The organism is Micromonospora sp. NPDC057141, assembly GCF_042670805.1.
Classification (GTDB): domain Bacteria; phylum Actinomycetota; class Actinomycetes; order Mycobacteriales; family Micromonosporaceae; genus Micromonospora.
This window is the reverse complement of record NZ_JBHUVA010000110.1, coordinates 1-17,446: the sequence shown is the minus strand read 5'-3', so window position 1 is coordinate 17,446 and position 17,446 is coordinate 1. Positions and strand designations below refer to the sequence as shown.

19 protein-coding genes and 2 tRNA genes are annotated in these 17,446 nt (G+C 71.0%); 8 read left to right on the top strand and 13 right to left on the bottom strand.

The window, feature by feature from the left end:
• The first annotated feature begins 556 nt into the window (after positions 1-556).
• Complete coding sequence (locus ACFT41_RS30180; protein WP_377589178.1) at positions 557-784, top strand: hypothetical protein; 228 nt, start codon at positions 557-559, stop codon at positions 782-784.
• An 18-nt stretch (positions 785-802) separates the two neighbouring features.
• On the opposite strand, the gene ACFT41_RS30175 is transcribed toward ACFT41_RS30180, so the two are convergent.
• The 6 genes from ACFT41_RS30175 to ACFT41_RS30150 all read right to left on the bottom strand — a co-directional run bounded on the left by ACFT41_RS30175 (position 803) and on the right by ACFT41_RS30150 (position 6,282).
• Positions 803-1,600: a carbon-nitrogen hydrolase family protein gene (locus ACFT41_RS30175; RefSeq protein ID WP_377589179.1), complete on the bottom strand. Its 798-nt coding sequence runs from the start codon at positions 1,598-1,600 to the stop codon at positions 803-805.
• Between the two features lie 87 nt (positions 1,601-1,687).
• Entirely contained in the window at positions 1,688-2,983 is a 1,296-nt protein-coding gene (clpX, locus tag ACFT41_RS30170; RefSeq protein ID WP_043966350.1) for an ATP-dependent Clp protease ATP-binding subunit ClpX, read from the bottom strand.
• A gap of 209 nt (positions 2,984-3,192) precedes the next feature.
• Entirely contained in the window at positions 3,193-3,855 is a 663-nt protein-coding gene (locus tag ACFT41_RS30165; RefSeq protein ID WP_377589180.1) for an ATP-dependent Clp protease proteolytic subunit, read from the bottom strand.
• A gap of 14 nt (positions 3,856-3,869) precedes the next feature.
• Positions 3,870-4,511 carry an ATP-dependent Clp protease proteolytic subunit gene (locus ACFT41_RS30160; RefSeq protein ID WP_007072534.1) on the bottom strand — a complete coding sequence of 214 codons (642 nt, stop codon included), beginning with the start codon at positions 4,509-4,511 and terminating at the stop codon, positions 3,870-3,872.
• Positions 4,512-4,681: 170 nt separating this feature from the next.
• A complete protein-coding gene (gene tig / locus ACFT41_RS30155) occupies positions 4,682-6,028 on the bottom strand; it encodes a trigger factor (protein WP_377589181.1) in 1,347 nt (448 codons plus the stop codon).
• Positions 6,029-6,208: 180 nt separating this feature from the next.
• Positions 6,209-6,282 (bottom strand) — tRNA-Pro (locus ACFT41_RS30150).
• A gap of 270 nt (positions 6,283-6,552) precedes the next feature.
• On the opposite strand from ACFT41_RS30150, the gene ACFT41_RS30145 reads away from it, so the two are divergent.
• Positions 6,553-6,626 (top strand) — tRNA-Gly (locus tag ACFT41_RS30145).
• Between the two features lie 374 nt (positions 6,627-7,000).
• Here ACFT41_RS30145 and ACFT41_RS30140 read toward each other — a convergent pair.
• From ACFT41_RS30140 to ACFT41_RS30130, 3 genes are read right to left on the bottom strand one after another with little or no spacing between them, the layout of a single operon-like run.
• Positions 7,001-7,477, bottom strand: coding sequence for a hypothetical protein (locus tag ACFT41_RS30140; protein WP_377589182.1), 477 nt, complete (start codon positions 7,475-7,477; stop codon positions 7,001-7,003).
• On the bottom strand, positions 7,474-7,785 hold the full coding sequence (locus tag ACFT41_RS30135) for a hypothetical protein (RefSeq protein WP_377589183.1): 312 nt from the start codon (positions 7,783-7,785) through the stop codon (positions 7,474-7,476). Before ACFT41_RS30135 ends, ACFT41_RS30140 begins: the two co-directional genes overlap by 4 nt.
• Positions 7,778-8,137: a DivIVA domain-containing protein gene (locus ACFT41_RS30130; protein WP_377589184.1), complete on the bottom strand. Its 360-nt coding sequence runs from the start codon at positions 8,135-8,137 to the stop codon at positions 7,778-7,780. Before ACFT41_RS30130 ends, ACFT41_RS30135 begins: the two co-directional genes overlap by 8 nt.
• A gap of 252 nt (positions 8,138-8,389) precedes the next feature.
• On the opposite strand from ACFT41_RS30130, the gene ACFT41_RS30125 reads away from it, so the two are divergent.
• Positions 8,390-8,611 carry a FadR/GntR family transcriptional regulator gene (locus ACFT41_RS30125; RefSeq protein WP_377589185.1) on the top strand — a complete coding sequence of 74 codons (222 nt, stop codon included), beginning with the start codon at positions 8,390-8,392 and terminating at the stop codon, positions 8,609-8,611.
• A 208-nt stretch (positions 8,612-8,819) separates the two neighbouring features.
• On the opposite strand, the gene ACFT41_RS30120 is transcribed toward ACFT41_RS30125, so the two are convergent.
• Positions 8,820-9,014 carry a hypothetical protein gene (locus tag ACFT41_RS30120; RefSeq protein WP_377589186.1) on the bottom strand — a complete coding sequence of 65 codons (195 nt, stop codon included), beginning with the start codon at positions 9,012-9,014 and terminating at the stop codon, positions 8,820-8,822.
• A gap of 95 nt (positions 9,015-9,109) precedes the next feature.
• Between ACFT41_RS30120 and ACFT41_RS30115 the strand changes: the two genes are divergently transcribed.
• Positions 9,110-9,547, top strand: a complete 438-nt coding sequence (locus tag ACFT41_RS30115; protein ID WP_377614070.1) for a GNAT family N-acetyltransferase — start codon at positions 9,110-9,112, stop codon at positions 9,545-9,547.
• On the opposite strand, the gene ACFT41_RS30110 is transcribed toward ACFT41_RS30115, so the two are convergent.
• The gene (locus ACFT41_RS30110; protein WP_377589187.1) at positions 9,459-10,895 is read right to left on the bottom strand and encodes an RICIN domain-containing protein; all 1,437 of its coding nucleotides are present in this window, start codon (positions 10,893-10,895) and stop codon (positions 9,459-9,461) included. The genes ACFT41_RS30115 and ACFT41_RS30110 overlap by 89 nt on opposite strands.
• A 179-nt stretch (positions 10,896-11,074) precedes the next feature.
• Between ACFT41_RS30110 and ACFT41_RS30105 the strand changes: the two genes are divergently transcribed.
• Entirely contained in the window at positions 11,075-11,512 is a 438-nt protein-coding gene (locus tag ACFT41_RS30105; RefSeq protein ID WP_377589188.1) for a hypothetical protein, read from the top strand.
• A 35-nt stretch (positions 11,513-11,547) separates the two neighbouring features.
• Here the strand turns inward: ACFT41_RS30105 and ACFT41_RS30100 are convergent, their stop codons facing one another.
• Together ACFT41_RS30100 and ACFT41_RS30095 are read right to left on the bottom strand one after the other, a co-directional pair.
• On the bottom strand, positions 11,548-12,297 hold the full coding sequence (locus tag ACFT41_RS30100) for a cellulose binding domain-containing protein (protein WP_377589189.1): 750 nt from the start codon (positions 12,295-12,297) through the stop codon (positions 11,548-11,550).
• A 247-nt stretch (positions 12,298-12,544) separates the two neighbouring features.
• The gene (locus ACFT41_RS30095; protein WP_377589190.1) at positions 12,545-13,015 is read right to left on the bottom strand and encodes a MarR family winged helix-turn-helix transcriptional regulator; all 471 of its coding nucleotides are present in this window, start codon (positions 13,013-13,015) and stop codon (positions 12,545-12,547) included.
• Between the two features lie 110 nt (positions 13,016-13,125).
• Between ACFT41_RS30095 and ACFT41_RS30090 the strand changes: the two genes are divergently transcribed.
• From ACFT41_RS30090 to ACFT41_RS30080, 3 genes are all read left to right on the top strand, one after another.
• Positions 13,126-13,689, top strand: a complete 564-nt coding sequence (locus tag ACFT41_RS30090) for a YceI family protein (protein WP_377589191.1) — start codon at positions 13,126-13,128, stop codon at positions 13,687-13,689.
• A gap of 40 nt (positions 13,690-13,729) precedes the next feature.
• Positions 13,730-14,494: a pirin family protein gene (locus ACFT41_RS30085; RefSeq protein WP_377589192.1), complete on the top strand. Its 765-nt coding sequence runs from the start codon at positions 13,730-13,732 to the stop codon at positions 14,492-14,494.
• Between the two features lie 89 nt (positions 14,495-14,583).
• Positions 14,584-17,247 (top strand): Hsp70 family protein, encoded by a 2,664-nt coding sequence (locus tag ACFT41_RS30080; protein ID WP_377589193.1) that lies wholly within the window; start codon positions 14,584-14,586, stop codon positions 17,245-17,247.
• Positions 17,248-17,446 lie beyond the last annotated feature (199 nt).

The following is a 17,446-nucleotide window of genomic DNA, read 5'->3' as shown; positions in this document are numbered from 1 at the left end:
AAGCCTGACCCGGCACGGGGCATCATTACTTGGCACTGGCTTATCAAGCACCCTGTTGAGTTCTCAAAGAACAACCACACACCATCCGAAAGCCCTACACTGTAGGGCTGCCATCTGGGGCAACCTCTCCAACCTACCCGATCAGATCTTCGCGGGCAACCTTGTTCCCAAGGTTGATGCTTGGATTCGCTCGGGTTCCACGCCGACGCACGCCGGGGACCGGCGGTCGCTTCTGTCGTGGAGAGCCGCAGACCGGCCGATCGCCGCTTCGCGGCTACCCGCCCGGCTCCTGCCGGCTTCAGCACTCTACCCGGTCGGCTTCGCGATCGCAACCCCGTCTCACCGGAGAACCACCGCACCGCCCGGACCAGGCCCGTTTGACGTTTCCGCCTCGGTCCTGGCGCTCGCTCTCGGCTGGTTTGTCCGGCCTCCCGCGTGCAGAGAGAAAGTTACGCGTACGGCCACGGGAAGGCAAATCAACGCCTGTCGTTGTCCGGGCCGGAACGGGACCGCCGGCGCGACCGAATGTGCGCCTGCGCGTGTCACAGTGTCTGGCATGGATGACTCCTCCCCCGTCCCGGTGGCCCCGCTCGCCGAGGAAGCCCTGCTCGGGCTGCTGCTGCCGTTCTGGCAACTGGTCATCGGCGCCGTCGTGGTGGTCGTCATCCTGCTCTCCGTGGGCCGGCTGGCCCGGCGCGGGCGCTCCCGGATGTCCGCCGCGCTGCTCATCACGGCCACCGCCATTGCCGGGCTCACCGTGCTCGGGGTCCTCCTCCAGAGCTGACCCCGCAGCCCAGGGAGTTCAGAGCCGGCGGTTCGCCAGGCTGGGCAGCTCGGTGCGGATGGTCCGGAGACGCTCCAGGTCCAGGTCCACGACGGTGAGGCCGGGGCCGTCGGGAACCTGAGCGAGGACCGTCCCCCACGGGTCGACGACCATGCTCCGGCCGAAGCAGGTGCGCCCTGGCTCGTGGTCGCCGGTCTGCCCGGCGGCGGCGACGAAACACTGGTTCTCGATGGCCCGCGCCCGCAGCAGGACCTCCCAATGGTCGCGCCCGGTGTGCATCATGAACGCGGCCGGCACCACCAGCAGCGTGGCGTCACCGTCCGTGGCCAGGTGTCGGTAGAGCTCCGGGAACCGGAGGTCGTAGCAGATCGACAACCCGACCCGGACACCCTCGACGTCGACCACGACCGGCTTCTCCCCCGGGGCCACCGTCGCCGACTCCAGGTATGACACCCGACCGGGGATCTCCACGTCGTACAGGTGGATCTTGCGGTAGCTCCCGGCGAGCGTGCCCGTGCGGTCGAAGAGCAGGGAGGTGTTCCAGGTGTGCGCCCGGTCCGGGCCCGCCTCGTGGAACGACCCGGCGTGCACCCAGATGCCGAGCCGGCGGGCGACGCCGGCGAAGAACCGACCAACGGTGCCGTCCACCGGCTCGGGCACCGGCATCGCGGCGGCGGGGCCGAGATAGTCGACATACTCCGGGAGCACCGCCAGGTCCGCGCCGGCGGCCGCGGCCCGGACCAGCAGGGCCTCTGCGGCCGCGAGGTTGGCGGCCCGGTCGTCGCGGGCGTTGAGCTGGCAGACGGCGACGCGCATGACCCTCAGCGTACGGCGGGGAGGGGCCCCGCGACAGCCTCAGCCGCCGGCGGAGGGGGCTTGGTGCCCCTTCCCGCCGGGCGACGGTCAGGCGGACTTCTCCTCGCGGTCCCGACGGGCCCGGCGGCCGGTGAACTCGCGCGGCACGATGGTCGGGTTCACGTTCTCCAGCACCACCTCGCGGGTGATCAGCACCCGGGCGGCGTCGGGATTGCTCGGCACCTCGTACATCACGGAGAGCAGGACCTCCTCCATGATCGCGCGCAGGCCCCGGGCCCCGGTGCCACGCAACATCGCCTGGTCGGCGATGGCTTCCAAGGCGGGCGGCTCGAACTCCAGCTCCACGCCGTCGAGCTCGAAGAGGCGCTGATATTGCTTCACGAGGGCGTTGCGCGGCTCGGTGAGGATCCGCACGAGGGCGGAACGGTCGAGGCTGCGGACGTTGGTGATCACCGGAAGCCGGCCGATGAACTCGGGGATCAGGCCGAACTTCAGCATGTCCTCCGGCATGACCTGGCTGAAGATGTCGTCGGTCGACCGCTCGGAGACCGAGCGGAGCCGCGCGCCGAAGCCCGTGCCGCCGTGGCCCGTGCGGGCCTCGATGATCTGGTCGAGGCCGGCGAAGGCGCCACCGCAGATGAACAGCACGTTGGTGGTGTCGATCTGGATGAACTCCTGGTGCGGGTGCTTGCGCCCGCCCTGCGGCGGCACGTTGGCCACCGTGCCTTCGAGCATCTTCAACAGCGCCTGCTGGACGCCCTCGCCGGAGACGTCCCGGGTGATCGACGGGTTCTCCGACTTGCGGGCGATCTTGTCGACCTCGTCGATGTAGATGATGCCGGTCTCGGCGCGCTTGATGTCGTAGTCTGCGGCCTGGATCAGCTTGAGGAGGATGTTCTCCACGTCCTCGCCGACGTAGCCCGCCTCGGTGAGGGCGGTGGCGTCCGCGATCGCGAAGGGGACGTTGAGCATCCGGGCGAGGGTCTGCGCGAGGTGCGTCTTGCCGCACCCGGTCGGACCGAGGAGCAGGATGTTGGACTTGGCCAGCTCGACGGCGTCGCTGCCGGAACCCGGCGCACCGGCCGCCTCGGCCTGGATCCGCTTGTAGTGGTTGTAGACGGCGACCGCGAGCGCCTTCTTGGCCTGGTCCTGGCCGACCACGTAGTTGTCGAGGAACTGGCAGATCTCCATCGGCTTGGGAAGCTCTTCCCACTTCACCTCGCCGGACTCTGCCAACTCCTCCTCGATGATCTCGTTGCAGAGATCGATGCACTCGTCGCAGATGTAGACCCCAGGCCCCGCGATGAGCTTCTTCACCTGCTTCTGCGACTTGCCGCAGAAGGAGCATTTGAGTAGGTCGCCGCCGTCACCGATCCGTGCCACCTACGTTCTCCCTGCACTCATCGGCCGGTGCACCGGCCATGACCTGCGGACGCTGCGCTCCGTCCGTCTCCGTTCGCTCGCCGGACCGTCCCGACGCAGCGGTACGGGCCCGACGTTACCCGCTGGCGGGGGTTTCTCCGACCCCCAAATCGGGCGTGTCAGAGGTCGGCCGGGAACATACCCGGCCGACCTCCGACCCCATGCTCGCCTCAGCCGGCCGCGTTGGCGGCGAGTAGCCCCTTCTTGCGGCTGGTGAGGATCGTGTCGACCAGCCCGTACTCGCGGGACTCCTCGGCCGTCATGATCTTGTCCCGGTCGATGTCCTTGCGGACCATCTCCACGGGGCGGTTGCAGTGCCGGGAGAGCATCTCTTCCAGCTGCGTGCGCATCCGCAGGATCTCCCGGGCCTGGATCTCGATGTCCGAGCCCTGCCCGTAGCCGCCCTCGGTGGCCGGCTGGTGGATGATAATCCGCGAGTTCGGCAGCGCCATCCGCTTGCCCGGCGTGCCGGCGGCGAGCAGCACCGCGGCGGCGCTGGCGGCCTGGCCCAGGCAGACGGTGGAGATGTCCGGCCGGACGTACTGCATGGTGTCGTAGATCGCCGTCATGGCGGTGAACGAGCCACCCGGCGAGTTGATGTACATGATGATGTCGCGGTCCGGGTCGGTGCCCTCGAGCGTCAGCAGCTGCGCCATCACGTCGTTGGCGGACGCGTCGTCCACCTGGACGCCGAGGAAGATGATCCGGTCCTCGAAGAGCTTGTTGTACGGGTTGGACTCCTTCACCCCGTACGACGTGCGCTCGACGAACGACGGCAGGACGTAGCGGTTGTGCACGGCCGCGAACTGGGGCGGCAGGCTCAGGTCGGTCATCGTCAGCTCCTCGGTCAGCTCAGGGTCCCGGCGCCTTCCGGAACCTGCGCGGCTCCGGTGATCACCTTGTCGATGAAGCCGTAGTCCATGGCCTCCTGGGCGGTGAACCAGCGGTCGCGGTCCGAGTCCGCCTCGATCTGGGCCTGGGTCTGGCCGGTGTGGAAGGCCACCCGCTCCTGGAACATCCGCTTCGTGTACAGCATCTGCTCCGCCTGGATGGCGATGTCCGACGCGGTACCGCCCATGCCGCCGGACGGCTGGTGCATCATGATCCGCGCGTGGGGCAGCGCGTAACGCTTGCCCTTGGTGCCCGCGCAGAGCAGCAGCTGCCCCATGGAGGCGGCCATGCCCATCGCCACCGTGGAGACGTCGTTGTCGATGTACTGCATCGTGTCGTAGATCGCCATGCCGGAGTAGACCGAGCCGCCGGGCGAGTTGATCCAGAGGAAGATGTCCCGGTCCGGGTCCTCCGCCGCGAGCAGCAGCAGCTGCGCGCAGATGCGGTTGGCCACCTGGTCGTTCACCTCGCTGCCCAGGAAGATGATGCGCTCCTTGAGCAACCGGTTGTAGACCGAGTCGTCGAGGTTGCCAATGTTGTCGCCACCGCGGGCATCGATCGCCCGGAGCGGCTTCGCTGGGATGTGCATGTCGGTCATGGCAGCCCTTCGCTCTCCGTACCGTCCTACCCGACACTAACCGCTTGCCCGGGCGGCAGAGTCCCGGTCGGGGCGCTTTTCGCTCTCAGCGCAGCCCTTCCGGGACGTACCCGGAAAAGGTTTTGGGCCGCCGCCCACCGCAACCGGTGGACGACGGCCGCACCCGACGGTCAGTGGTCGTGGTCGTGCGCCTCTTCGCTCTCGTCGCGGATGGCGTCGAGGCTCACCTCGTTGCCCGCCGTGTCCTTGATCTTGATGCGCTCCATCACCGAGGCCAGCGCCTTGCCGCGCCGCACGTCGCCGAAGACGGCCGCCGCCGCGCCCGAGCGGACCAGCTGGTCGTAGTACTGCTGCGGGGCCATCCCGGCGCGCTGCGCACGGTGGACGATCTCGTGGCCGAACTCGTCGTCGGAGACCTGGACCTCCTCGGCGTCGGCCAGGGTGTCCAGCAGCAGCTGGATCTTGACACCGTCGGTCGCCGCCTCGTTGAGCTCGGCGTCGATCTGCTCCTCGGTCTTCTCCTCGGCCGCGAGGTATTCCTCCAGGGAGGCGCCGATGCGCTCCAGCTGGTCGACCATGGCCTGCTTGCGACTCTCGACCTCCTCGCGCACCACGCCCTCCGGCGCCGGCACGCCGGCCGCCTCGACGAGCTGCTCCAGGGCCTTGTCCCGGGCGGCGTAGATCTGCTCGACCCGCTTGCCCCGGGTGACCCGCTCGCGCACGTCGGCGCGCAGCTCCTCGATGGTGTCGAACTCGCTCGCCAGCTGCGCGAAGTCGTCGTCCAGCTCCGGCAGCTCCTTCTCCTTGACCGTGCGCACGGTCACCGCCACCTCGGCGTCCTGGCCGGCGAAGTCGCCGCCGACGAGCTGGGTGGTGAAGGTGGTGCTCTCGTCGGCGGCGAGGCCGACGAGGGCCTCGTCCAGCCCCGGCAGGAGCTGCTTGCTGCCGACCTCGTGGGAGATGTTGGTCGCCGAGCCGCCCGGGACGTCCTCGCCGTCGACCGTGGCGTTCAGGTCGATCTGCACGTAGTCGCCCTCGGCGGCGGCCCGCTCGACGGTCTTCAGGGTGGCGAACCGCTCGCGCAGGTTCTTCACCTGCTCCTCGATCTCGCTGTCGTCGACCTGGAGCTCGTCAACGGTGACCTCGATCGAGTCCAGCTCCGGCAGGGCGATCTCGGGCCGGACGTCCACCTCGGCGGTGAAGTTGAGCGAGTCGCCGTCGTTGAACTCGGTGATCTCGACCTCGGGGCGACCGAGGGTCTTCAGGTCGTGCTCGCGGACCGCGGCGAGGATGTTCTGCGGGATGGCCTCCTGCACCGCCTCGTTGAGGACGGTGCCCCGGCCCACCCGCTGGTCGATCACGGCTGCCGGCACCTTGCCCCGGCGGAAGCCGGGCACCTGCACCTGCGAACCGATCTCCCGGTACGCCTTCTTGAGGCTCGGCTCGAGCTCGACGAACGGCACCTCGATGGCGAGCCGCACGCGCGTCGGGCTCAGAGTCTCGACGGTGCTCTTCACAGGCGTACTCCTTGACGGATCTCAGTTGAGTCTGGGCGTGATTCAGCCCATCGAGTGTAGGCGAGCCGGCGCGGCCCCTCGGCAGCGCCCGGGGCACCAGGCGGGAACCAGCGGCTCCCGGGGACCGGTGGGCTCCCGGGTGACCTGGCGGCTCCCGGGTGCCCCGGCCGCGGACGACAGTCGGGGTGGCGGGATTTGAACCCACGGCCCCTCGCTCCCAAAGCGAGTGCGCTACCAAGCTGCGCCACACCCCGTGGCGACGAGAAGTGTATGCCGTCGGCGCGCGCCGGGGGTGCCGGGGCATCCCCTGAGTGGGTCGGCGCGGCGCTGGGCGGTGCCTAGGCCGGCGCGCTGGGCCGGCGCGGCCATGTCGGCGCCGCCATGTCGGCGACATGGCGGTATCCCGGCGCGCGGATACCGCCACCTCCCCGGCATGACGTGGATCATGGGTGCGGGTGGACAGGACGCGCGCCGGATCGGGGCACCGGGTAGGCTGTCGGCGCGGCCCGTAAACCGGGGCGCACGCGGGCGTAGCTCAATGGCAGAGCTTCAGTCTTCCAAACTGACGGTGCGGGTTCGATTCCCGTCGCCCGCTCCACACCCTCCGGCCCAGGTCAGCTAGATGATCGCTGCACCCGGGCCGTTCTCGTCCCAGCCCCTTCATGGGCCTGCGCGCCAGTAGCGCAGCCGGGGCGGTCGCGCGTCCGCCCCTCGTCTCGAACACGGACACCTCGGGGGGAGGCGTTCATGTCCGAGTCTCATCGCGGTGTCAGCCTTGGAGCCATGGAGCCTCTCGCTGTGCACCGAGCCGAGGTCAGCATTCTTTACGGCCACTTCGTCCTACGAGACGCGTGGTGCGATGCCGGCGACGATGGCCAGTCGTACAGAGACTCACAAGATCGGGTAGCCGGCGCTTCCACGTACCAGATCACCGTACGAGCGCTCTCGGACCCGCTCAAAGTAGGACTTGTGCTACGGACTTGGGACGTTGAGCCCGCACCGGACGGCGGCTCGTGGGAGGGGTTCCGCCAGCTTGAGTTGCACTGCCCAATCCTGACAGACCAGGACCTCGCCGAGCCGAGCCCTCATCGCCGGGGGCAAGCCCGTCGGCCCAGAGCCGCCGACCCGCCACCACACCCTTATCCGGTACGGCGGGTCGCGCTGGGTCGGCGGCGGCATGTTCCTTCTCCGCCGGGCGTTGAGCGTGGCCGGCTGCGGAGCCTGGCGTTCCCGCAGCGTCACCAGGCCTGCGGGCTGGACGAATATCTCGCGACTGGCGACCGCGCGGTCCTTGTCGTCCAGTTGGTAGCCCCGAAGCCAGACCCAACCGTGGTAGGTGACCAACTCGGTCAGCACCTTGATCACGCGGAAGGTCATCGGCTCCACGAACTGGACGGAAGCCTTCCGGGTGACCTGGACGACGTCCCCCGGCGAAGGACCCTGGCTCACGACGACAGGAAGCCGTCGGCGGGCCCGGGCTCTGGAGTCTGCCGGCCCTGCTCCGGGATCGCCCACATCTGAAGCGGCCTGCCGCACCACCCCACGAAACGATCCGTGATCTCGGCAGTGCTCAGGCCGTCGATCTCCCGGTGGGCGTCGCGCAGGTACGGGCTCATGTAGCGCTCAAGCGCCCGTACGTTGCACTGGCAAAGCTCCTTGAGCTGCCGCTTGCGGACGAGGCACGGCCAGGGCTCGCCGCAGACGAGGCAGCTCCAGTCCGGCCTCGACGGGCCGTGCATCGCCGGGTAGTCAGTCATCGTCCTGCCCGCCGTCTGGTGGACGTCCCTTGTAGAGCGGCCACACGGGCGCACGCCTGTGCTCACCGCGGCGCCGTGGTGCCCACATCTCGCGAGGACGCCAGCGCTCCGCTTGCAACTCCAGCACGGTGGCCTGATGGCGGCGGGCCTCGTCCTGCGCAGCGACGATCTCTCGGTAGAGCGTGTCCATATCGACCTCGACCCTGCGAAGGAAGGTCGCGACTGCTTCCGGTTCGAGCCCTCGCCGACCGAAGCGAGTCATCGGGAAGCGCTGCCAGCGGACCTCTACCGGCGTCAACAGGTGCTGCGCGGTCCGGTAGATCCCGCCGCCCTCGGTGGTGCTCCGCTCCATGTGCCTCCGTCCCTCGCTGTCGACGCACGGCCTGCCTTGGTTTGGCTGGTTACTCATCGGGTCCGGTGCCTGCCGCAACTCCGCACGGAGGACAAGAGGGCAGGCACCGGACTTGTGCCCCTCCTGGCGCGACCCGAGGACGAACACGACTCGGAGCATAATCGACGTAGTAAACGTGGTCTACGTGACTCGACATAGTTGATGTGCATATCTGGAAGTGATCTACTCGGGGTGCGACCCGAGGAGTTACAGATGACCGCGAAGTACGAGCGCGTGGCAGAGGCCATCCGCGAGCAGATCCGCACCGGCGAGCTGTCCGTTGGCGACAAGCTGCCCTCCATCACCGGGCTGCAGGCCCAGTACGGCGTGTCGTACGGCTCGGTCCGTGGCGCCATGCTGGTGCTCAAGGCCGAGGGCTTGGTCGAAGGCCGCCAAGGCGAAGGCGTCTACGTCAAGGCCAAGCCGGCGGACTGACAGCCCTGGCTGCTGCATCAAGGAACATGATCGCGACCCGGGGCAGACCGATGCGCGGGGCGCACTTCGCGTCATCTCGCTACGCACGGCAAGAAGCGGCGACGCTCCCCGTGGCTGCCCGGCCCACGGCAGGCCGACGCCCGGCAGTTCGCGGTAGCCCTGCGGCAGGTCGAGTACGCCGCGCAAGCGCGGGCACTTCTTCAGGCGTTCATGCCCGGAGGTCTCTGAGCGCGGCTTCGATGCGCAGCCCGATCCCGGTGGCGACGAGGAAGCCCGCCAGGATGTGCGGCTCGGCCGACCCAAGGTCGCTCGACAGCGTGACGAGCGAGACCAGCAGTCCAGCGACCAGGGCCACGTTGCCGACGACACGGACGGTGGAGAGATGCCTCGCAGCAGGGCTCATCTGGCGGACCGTACCGGAGGCTCGTACCAGGCGCTGTCCTGATCGTTACTCGCCAGCGCCGGAAAACGACCGGTGACGTGCTCGGGCGCATCGCGATGGGCAGCATGAATCTCGATGACGGTGTCGCAGGGTGCTCCTACTGGGTGCTCCCGGCTGCTCGTGGAGCAGGCGTGGCGTCGCGGGCGCTGATGGCCTTGAGCGGCTGGGCACTCGGCAAGGCCGGCTTCCATCGTCTGTACCTGGACCACTCGACCCGCAACCATGCTTCCTGCCGGTCGCCGTCAAAGCCGGTTTCCTACTGGAGGGCACCAAACGCAGCGACGCCATCCACACCGACGGTCGGCACGACATGCACCTGCACGCCCGCATCCGTGACGACGAGCGGTTCGCCTGACCCCGGCCGACCCGCCTTCTCAAGACCTCGTGACGCTCGGCCGCCGCCGGTCAGGACTGGGTACGCGACCACTGCTGGTTGGTGCCGCCGGTGCAGGCGTACTGCTGGATGTCCGCGCCGTCGCCGGTGCCGGCGTTGACCACGTCCAGGCACTTGCCGCTGTGCCGGGCCCGGAGCTGGAAGTAGCTGCCGATCGCGGCCCACTGCCACTGCTGGTTGGTGCCGCTGCCGCAGGCGTACTGGATGATGTTGGCGCCGTCGGCGGTGGACGCGCTGGCGACGTCGAGGCACTTGCCGCTGTTGAGGTTGACGACGCGGAAGTAGCCGCCGCCGGCGTCCTGGAACTCCCACTTCTGGTTCCCGCCGCCGTTCCAGGCATACTGCTTGACCTCGGCGTTGTTGGCCGTGGAGTTGCTCACCACGTCCATCACCCGGCCGCTGTGCTGGGCCGTGACGCGGTAGTAGGCGGGCGAGTTGCCGGTGACCGTCCCGGCGGCCGTGTCGATGGTGACCGACGGATACCAGGTCAGGCTCATGCTGGTGCTGGACGGGAAGGTGATCGGCAGCCAGACGTACTGCGAGTCGCCGACGGGCCCGCCCCAGGCCCCCGCCCAGCGGTCGCCGAGGTAGAGGTAGCTGGTGGTGGAGGTGCCCTGGATGGGCAGCACGTACGCCGGCTGGGAGTTGAAGGTGGTGCTGTTGCCCACGTCGGTCCAGCCGCTCCACGGCCCCGAGATGCTCGACGCGGTCGCGTACTTGGCCTGGTTCGGGCTCCAGCCCGTCGCGCCGGACGTCAGCAGGAAGTACGTGCCGCCCCGCTTGAACATGGCGGGCGCCTCGCGGTGCGCGCCGTCCCAGAAGTTGCCCACGAGGCTGGCGACGTTGAGATAGTCCGAGGTGAGCCGGTAGATGTGCAGGTCGTAGTTCTCGTCGGCGGCCGAGATCATGTACGCCGTACCGTTGTCGTTGTAGAGCGTGATGTCCCGGGACATGTGCTGCCCGAGCGGCCGGAAGCTGCCGTGGTAGGTGTAGTTGCCGTCCACGGTGGCCGACGAGGCGACGGCGGCCCGCGCCTCGTTGTAGTCGGACCCGTTCTCCTTGTGCATCCACATCACGTACCGGCCGGTGCTGGCGTTGTAGATGACCTTCGGTCGCTCGATGTTGGCGCGCTGCAACTCGCCGGCCGACGCCTGGGTCAGCACGTTGTTGCGGAACTCCCAGGTGCGCAGGTCGGTGGAGCGGTAGACGGACACCGCCCGGAAGGTGTTGTCGGGGTTGCGGTTCTCGCCGAACCAGTAATAGTAGTCGCCGACCTTGAGGACGCCGCCGCCGTGGGCGTGCACCACACCGCCGCTGGTGTCGGTGAACTGCGTGCCGTTGGTGACGGTCACCGGCGCAGCCGTGGCGACGGCAGCCGGACCGACCACCGTCGCCACGGCCACGGTGAGCGCCATCCCCAGCGACAGGAGGCGTCCGCTTCTTCTCATCCGATCGTCCTTCCACCGGTCAGGACGGCCGCGCCGACCTCGACATCCGCCGCAGGGCCCCGGCGACGCGACGCCGCCGGGGCTGAGCTGCACGTGCATTAACCCATCGATGGCCACCCATGCACAACAGATTGATGACCGGACTGTGGGACGCGCGCGGGCGGGCTAGCCTCGTCGGCATGCGGAAGCGGCTGCGGGTCGTCCTCGGCCTGGTCGTGGCCGCCGTGCTCGCCGTGCCGGTCACGGTCGTCGGCGTCCACGTCGTCCACCCCCGGGACGAGGACGGCTACCTCGCGTACCTCAAGCGGTACGGCGATCCGAACAGCGACGCCCCGCTGCCGGTGCTGCCGCCCGCCGCCGACCTGCTCGCCGAGGGCGACGCGGCCTGCGACTGGATGCGGGAGCAGCCGTACGCGCTGTGGCGGACCGAGCCGCAGTACCACTCCGTCGCCGTCCACGAACGCTATCTCCAGCACATCGCGGGCCGCTCCCCGAGTTGGGGCGCGGACCCTCCCGAGATCGCACTGGTGGTGGCGGGTGCCTGGGCGCACCTCTGCCCGGCCGACCGGGAGCTGAGGCAGCCCCGGCGCAGCCCCTTCGCCCCCAGGCCGGACTGAAGCACTGACGCACGGACGGCCCGGCGGACCGCTGGCTACCGGCCGCAGGTCAGCGTGGGGACGCCGGCCGCCCCGCTGGACCACACCATCATCCCGAACGTCGTCGAGGCGCCGGGTGCCAGCGTCCCGTTGTACGACGCGTTGCCGACGGCTACGTCGCTGCCGGTGGTCTCCACGACCCCGTTCCAGGCTGACTGGATGCGCTCGTCGCCGGGCCACCGCCAGGCCACGCGCCAGCCCTGGACCGGCTCGGTCCCGGTGGCGCGCACGGTGACCGTGGCGACGAATCCGCCGGTCCACCGGTTGTCGACGGTGGCGGTGGCGGTGCACACCGACTGGTCCGTGGTGCGGGCCGGTCCGCCGATCACGTACGGGTCCTTCTTGCCGTCGGGCTCGCTGAACCGGAACCAGTAGTCGGTGTCCGGGGTCAGCCCGCCGATGGTCACCGTTCCGTTGCGCTCGGGCCCGGTGAGGGCCTGGGCGGCGGGGTTCTGCCACTTCTCGGCGTCCTCGCGGCTGGTGAAGAGGATGACCTGCATCGGCGGTTCGTAGCCGCAGGGCGGGCTGAGCAGCATCGAATAGGTGATGGTCAGGCTCGTCGCGGTGGTCTCCGACACCTGTCCCCAGATCGGTAGCGCCGGGGGGCACGCCACGGTCGGCGTCGGGAGCGGCGGCGCCGGGGTCTGCATCGGGGCGGGGGGCGCGGCGGCGGCGCCGGCCGTCCCGGCCCAGGTGGCCAGGGTCAGGGTCGCGGCGGCCAGCACCACGCCGGGCATGCGGAACATCCGTACCTCCTTGGATCGTGGGAACGCGCCGACCGTCGGGCGGGCATCGGTCAGCGGCGGTCGCCGGGGAGGCTGCCCGGCGCCGGATGGCCCTGCCACCCCGCGCGCCTTCCCAGGCTGGTTCGGGGGCTTCGCGCCGACTCCCGGGCGCGCGACCCAGCGCCAGCCTTCCATTCGATGAACATCGATGCAATAAGCCGTTCCGGTCAGCCGGGGACGACCGCCAGGGCGGTTGTCGGGGCGACCGTCAGGGCAGCCGGCGCCCGGCGTCGAGGCGGTCGACGACGCGGGTGGCGATGCGCTCCAGGGTGCGTACCTCGTCGGGGTCGAGCTGGTCGAAGACGAGCCGCCGGACGGTGTCTACGTGCGCGGGCGCGGCGGCCTCGACGGCGGCCCGGCCGGCGGCGGCGAGCACCACGAACGCGCCGCGGGCGTCCTGGGGGCACTCCTCGCGGTCGACCAGGCCCCGGCGCTGCATGCGGCCCAGGTGGTGCGACAGCCGGCTCTGCTCCCACTGGAGGGCGCGTTGCAGCGCGAACGGCCGCAGCCGCCCGTCGGGCGCCTCGGTGAGCTGGACCAGCACCTCGTAGTCGGCGAGGGAGAGCCCGGACTCGGCCTGCAACTGCCGGCTCAGCCGCGCGGTCAGCTCGGCCTGCATCCGCAGGTATGCCCGCCAGGCGCGCTGCTGGTCGTCGTCGAGCCATCGGGTGCCGGTCACGCCCCCAGGCTACCAGTGATGCATGACACGTCATGGACGGAATGAATGATGCGTCATGCAGGTTGAGGGCAACGTACATGACACATCATGAGACTCCGGAGGAGATCGAGATGAGCACCGCCACCCGCACCGACCTGGCCCAGCTGACCGGCACCTACACCATCGACCCGAGCCACACCCGCATCGGCTTCGTCGCCCGGCACGCGATGGTGACCAAGGTGCGCGGCGCGTTCAACGAGTTCGAGGGCTCCGTCGCCTTCGACGCGGCCGACCCCGCCCGTACCGACGTGCGGGTGACCATCCAGGCCACGAGCATCGACACCCGCAACGCCCAGCGCGACGCGCACCTGCGCAGCAACGACTTCCTAGCGATGGAGACCTTCCCGGAGATCACCTTCGTCTCCACGGCGTTCCGGCAGACCGGCGACGACACCTTCGAGCTGACCGGCGACCTGACCGTCAAGGGCGTCACCAACCCCGTCACGATCCCCTTCACCTACGAGGGCGCGGCCAGCGACCCGTTCGGCAACCTGCGCCTCGGCTTCGAGGGCGCGGTGACGATCAACCGCAAGGACTACGGCGTGACCTGGAACGCGGCGCTGGAGACCGGCGGCGTCCTCGTCAGCGAGAAGATCACCCTGGAGTTCGAGGTCTCCGCGATCAAGAACGCCTGACCCCCACCCCTCCCACCAGCGGCCTTCGAGAGGACATCCCATGAGCGCCACGCTGACCCCCCGGGTGGACATCCGCCGGGCCGACGACCGGTACAAGACCGACATCGCCTGGCTCGACTCCAAGCACTCGTTCTCGTTCGGCAACCACTGGTCACCGGACAACACCCACCACGGGCTGCTGCTGGTGAACAACGACGACGTCGTCCGCGCGGGCACCGGCTTCGAGACGCACCCGCACCGGGACATGGAGATCGTCACCTGGGTGCTCCAGGGCTCGCTGGTGCACCAGGACTCCACCGGCCACTCCGGCGTGATCTACCCGGGGCTGGCCCAGCGGATGAGCGCCGGCACCGGCATCCTGCACTCGGAGAAGAACGACTCGTGGCGGCTCGGCGGCGAGCGGCACACCGAGCCGGTGCACTTCGTGCAGATGTGGGTGGTGCCCGACGAGCCCGGCAGCACCCCCGGCTACGAGCAGCTGGAGATCGGCGACGAGCTGCTCACCGGCGGTCTCGTCCCGGTCGCGTCCGGGATGGACCGGCACGCCGACGCCGCCGCCATCCGGATCAGGAACCGGTACGCGGCGCTGTACGCGGCCCGGCTCCAGCCCGGCCAGAGCGTGCAGCTGCCCGAGGCGCCCTACCTGCACCTGTTCGTGCCCCGGGGCGCGGTGACCCTCGAAGGCTCCGGCGCGCTCGGCACCGCCGACGCGGTCCGCCTCACCGCCACCGGCGGCCAGCGGGTCACCGCCACCGAGCCGGCCGAGATCCTGGTCTGGGAGATGCACGCCACCGTCGCCGGCTGAGCCGGCACGGCGTCGGCCACGGGACCGGTGTCCGGCCTGCGTACGATGCGGGGCCGGACATCGGCTCGTCCCGGCGGAGGTAGCGGCAGATGGCAGGCCAGCACGAGGGGTTCGCCCTCGGCGTCGACCTCGGCACGTCCAACACCGTGGCCGTGCTGCGCTGGCCGGACGGACGGACCCGGCCGCTGCTGGTCGACGGGCAGCCGGTCGTCCCCTCCGGGGTGTACGCCGACACCGACGGCCGGCTGCACGTCGGCCGGGACGCCCGGCGGCTGGCGCAGGCCGACCCGGGGCGCTACGAGCCGAACCCGAAGCGCCGCATCGACGCCCCGGCCGTGCCGCTGGGCGACCGGGAGTACGCCCCCGCCGACCTGCTCGCCGCGATCCTGCACGCGGTGGGGCAGGCGGCCGTCGCCGCGGTCGGCTTCCTGCCCCCGGCGGTGCTCACCTGCCCGGCGTCCTGGGACGACGACCGCCGCCAGGTCCTCGCCGACGCGCTGCTGCGGGCGGGCTGGCCGCAGGCCGCCGAGCACACCCTGTCCGGCCCGACCCCGCCCGGCACCCGGCTGCTGCGCGAACCGGTGGCCGCCGCCCGCTACTACGCCCAGGTGCTGCGCCGGCCGGTGCCCGTCGGCGGCTCGATCGCCGTGTTCGACCTCGGCGGCGGCACCCTCGACGTGGCGGTGCTGCGCAACGAGGGCGCCGACCCGTGGGGCGACTCGGGCTTCGCCGTGACCGCCACCGGCGGCGTGCCGGACCTGGGCGGGCTGGACCTGGACGCGGCCCTGGTGGCCCGGCTGGGCGAGCTGGTGTCCGCGACCGACCCGCAGCTGTGGCAGCGGCTCACCCGCCCCGCCGACCCGCCGCAGTGGCGCGACCGGCACCAGCTGTGGGAGGGCGTCCGCGAGGCGCGGGAGATGCTGTCCCGGGCGACGGTCGCGCCGGTGGTCGTGCCAGGTCTGCCGGCGGTGGTCGAGCTGACCCGCGAGGACACCGAACGGGTGGCCGCCCCGCTGCTGGCCCGGGCCGTCGCCGAGACCCGGCGGGTGATCGCCGCCGCCGACCTCACCCCCGACCGGCTCGCCGGCCTGTTCCTGGTGGGCGGCCCGACCCGGATGCCGCTCGTGGCCCGCATGCTGCACGCCGAGCTGGGCATCGCGCCGACGGTGCTGGAGCAGCCGGAGCTGCCGGTCGCCGAGGGGGCGCTGACGGACCTGCCGGCACCCCGCCCGGCCCCCGCGACGCCGGGAGCGCCAGTCCGAACGCCCACGGGAGCCCCGGGCACGCCGGGAACACGGGAAACGCCGGGAACACGGGAAACACCGGCCACCGCGTGGGGCGGGCCCGGCACGCCGCCGCCCACACCGACGCCCACACGCACGCCCGTCACGCGGCGACGCGCGCTGTGGATCACGGTGGCGGCGGTGCTCGCCCTCGCCGGGGTCGGCGTCGGTGCCGCGCTGTGGTTCACCCGGGACCGCTACCCGGGGCTGGAGTTCCAGAACCTGGCCGAGGTCGAACGCGTCCCGGCCGGCGAGGACCGGCCGACCGAGATTCTCACCGCGTTGCTCGGCGACGTCGGGTACGCGGCGTACCCGCTGCCGGACGACCGGCTGGAGATCGTGGCGGTCGACGCGGAGACCGGCAGGCCCCGGTGGCGTAGGCAGACCACGCAGGCGGCGCAGCAGTGGGACGGGCTCGTCGCCGTGCCCGGCGCGGTGGCTGCCTTCTCCGACCCGATCGGCGTCGACGCGCCCCGCGAGCTGGTCGTGCGCGACGCCGGCTCCGGCGAGCAGCGGTGGAGCCGGAGCATCGGCGACGACGACCAGGTGATCTTCGGGCGGGACGTGGCGGTGCTGGTCGACACCGCCGGAAACCGGCTCGTCGGGCTGCGGATGCGCGACGGGAACCAGGTCTGGGACGAGGACAACCCGCGCGACTCTGCGGGCAACGCGCACAGCGCCGTGCTGCCCGTCGAGACCGCCGCCGCGGCCGGCGGGCCGGCGTACGCCGACGGGACGCCCCGCGAGCCGTGGCGCGGCAAGGCCGACCGGCTCGTGCAGATCGGCGCGGACCGCTCCGCCCGGCTGATCGACCTGGCCAGGGGCACCGTGCTGCGCAGTTGGCCCGGCGTGGCCGACCGCGACGACCCGATGGTCGCGCGGGACGACCGGTTGTACGTGGTCGACGACGCCGGGGCCGGCGGGTACCGGCTGCTCGGGTACGACCTGACCCGGGTGGCCGAGCCGACGGTGCTGCACAGCGCCGCCGACGACGGGCGCCGGGTGGCGGCGCTGGTGGCCTGCGGCGAGCACCGGGCGTGCCTGCTGGAGGCCCCGTCCGGCGACGCGGACCGCGCCGAGGTGGTGGCCGTCGCGGAGGGCGCCAAGGCGAGGCGCTGGGCGGTGCCGGGGGCCCGGGAGCTGGTGCCGGTGGGCGCGCACCTGATCGTGCGGCGGCAGTACCCGGAGGCGACGTCCACGCTGTTCGACCCGGCGGGCGGCGCGGTGCTGCGCGACCGGGACGGGGTGGCCGTCCGGCTCGACGCGGGCAACGTGCTGGTCTTCGCCGACCCGCTGAGCGGCAGCGAGGGCGACCGCAGCGTCGCCGGGCTGGCGGTCGGTTCCCCCGACCCGGTCGAGCTGGGCCGGGCCAAGGATGTGCGCAGCGAGTCCTGCTCGTGGAACACCAGCGTGCTGCTGTGCGGCGGGGCGAAGGACATCGTGCTGTACCGCTTCGCCCCGGCGCCCTGACCCCCGGCACCCTGACCCCTGACCTCTGGCACCCAGGGCCCTGGCACCCTGGGCCCCCCCCCGCCCCCCCCCCGGGGGGCCCGCCCCCGCGGGGGCGCGCCCCCCCGACCCGCCGCTGCCCGCTGGAAGGAGGAACCACCATGCGGGTACTGATCACCGGTTCCCGGACGTGGACCGACCGGGACACCATCGCCAACGC

What these genes read in the sequence shown, in the direction of transcription:
- ACFT41_RS30160 (WP_007072534.1), bottom strand. Translation starts at nt 4,511, where the DNA reads ATGACCGACATGCACATCCCAGCGAAGCCGCTCCGGGCGATCGATGCC.
- ACFT41_RS30110 (WP_377589187.1), bottom strand. Translation starts at nt 10,895, where the DNA reads ATGAGAAGAAGCGGACGCCTCCTGTCGCTGGGGATGGCGCTCACCGTG.
- ACFT41_RS30130 (WP_377589184.1), bottom strand. Translation starts at nt 8,137, where the DNA reads ATGGAGCGGAGCACCACCGAGGGCGGCGGGATCTACCGGACCGCGCAG.
- ACFT41_RS30085 (WP_377589192.1), top strand. Translation starts at nt 13,730, where the DNA reads ATGAGCGCCACGCTGACCCCCCGGGTGGACATCCGCCGGGCCGACGAC.
- ACFT41_RS30105 (WP_377589188.1), top strand. Translation starts at nt 11,075, where the DNA reads ATGCGGAAGCGGCTGCGGGTCGTCCTCGGCCTGGTCGTGGCCGCCGTG.
- ACFT41_RS30165 (WP_377589180.1), bottom strand. Translation starts at nt 3,855, where the DNA reads ATGACCGACCTGAGCCTGCCGCCCCAGTTCGCGGCCGTGCACAACCGC.
- ACFT41_RS30100 (WP_377589189.1), bottom strand. Translation starts at nt 12,297, where the DNA reads ATGTTCCGCATGCCCGGCGTGGTGCTGGCCGCCGCGACCCTGACCCTG.
- ACFT41_RS30180 (WP_377589178.1), top strand. Translation starts at nt 557, where the DNA reads ATGGATGACTCCTCCCCCGTCCCGGTGGCCCCGCTCGCCGAGGAAGCC.
- ACFT41_RS30090 (WP_377589191.1), top strand. Translation starts at nt 13,126, where the DNA reads ATGAGCACCGCCACCCGCACCGACCTGGCCCAGCTGACCGGCACCTAC.
- ACFT41_RS30175 (WP_377589179.1), bottom strand. Translation starts at nt 1,600, where the DNA reads ATGCGCGTCGCCGTCTGCCAGCTCAACGCCCGCGACGACCGGGCCGCC.
- ACFT41_RS30115 (WP_377614070.1), top strand. Translation starts at nt 9,110, where the DNA reads ATGGGCAGCATGAATCTCGATGACGGTGTCGCAGGGTGCTCCTACTGG.
- ACFT41_RS30125 (WP_377589185.1), top strand. Translation starts at nt 8,390, where the DNA reads ATGACCGCGAAGTACGAGCGCGTGGCAGAGGCCATCCGCGAGCAGATC.
- ACFT41_RS30120 (WP_377589186.1), bottom strand. Translation starts at nt 9,014, where the DNA reads ATGAGCCCTGCTGCGAGGCATCTCTCCACCGTCCGTGTCGTCGGCAAC.
- ACFT41_RS30080 (WP_377589193.1), top strand. Translation starts at nt 14,584, where the DNA reads ATGGCAGGCCAGCACGAGGGGTTCGCCCTCGGCGTCGACCTCGGCACG.
- ACFT41_RS30135 (WP_377589183.1), bottom strand. Translation starts at nt 7,785, where the DNA reads ATGACTGACTACCCGGCGATGCACGGCCCGTCGAGGCCGGACTGGAGC.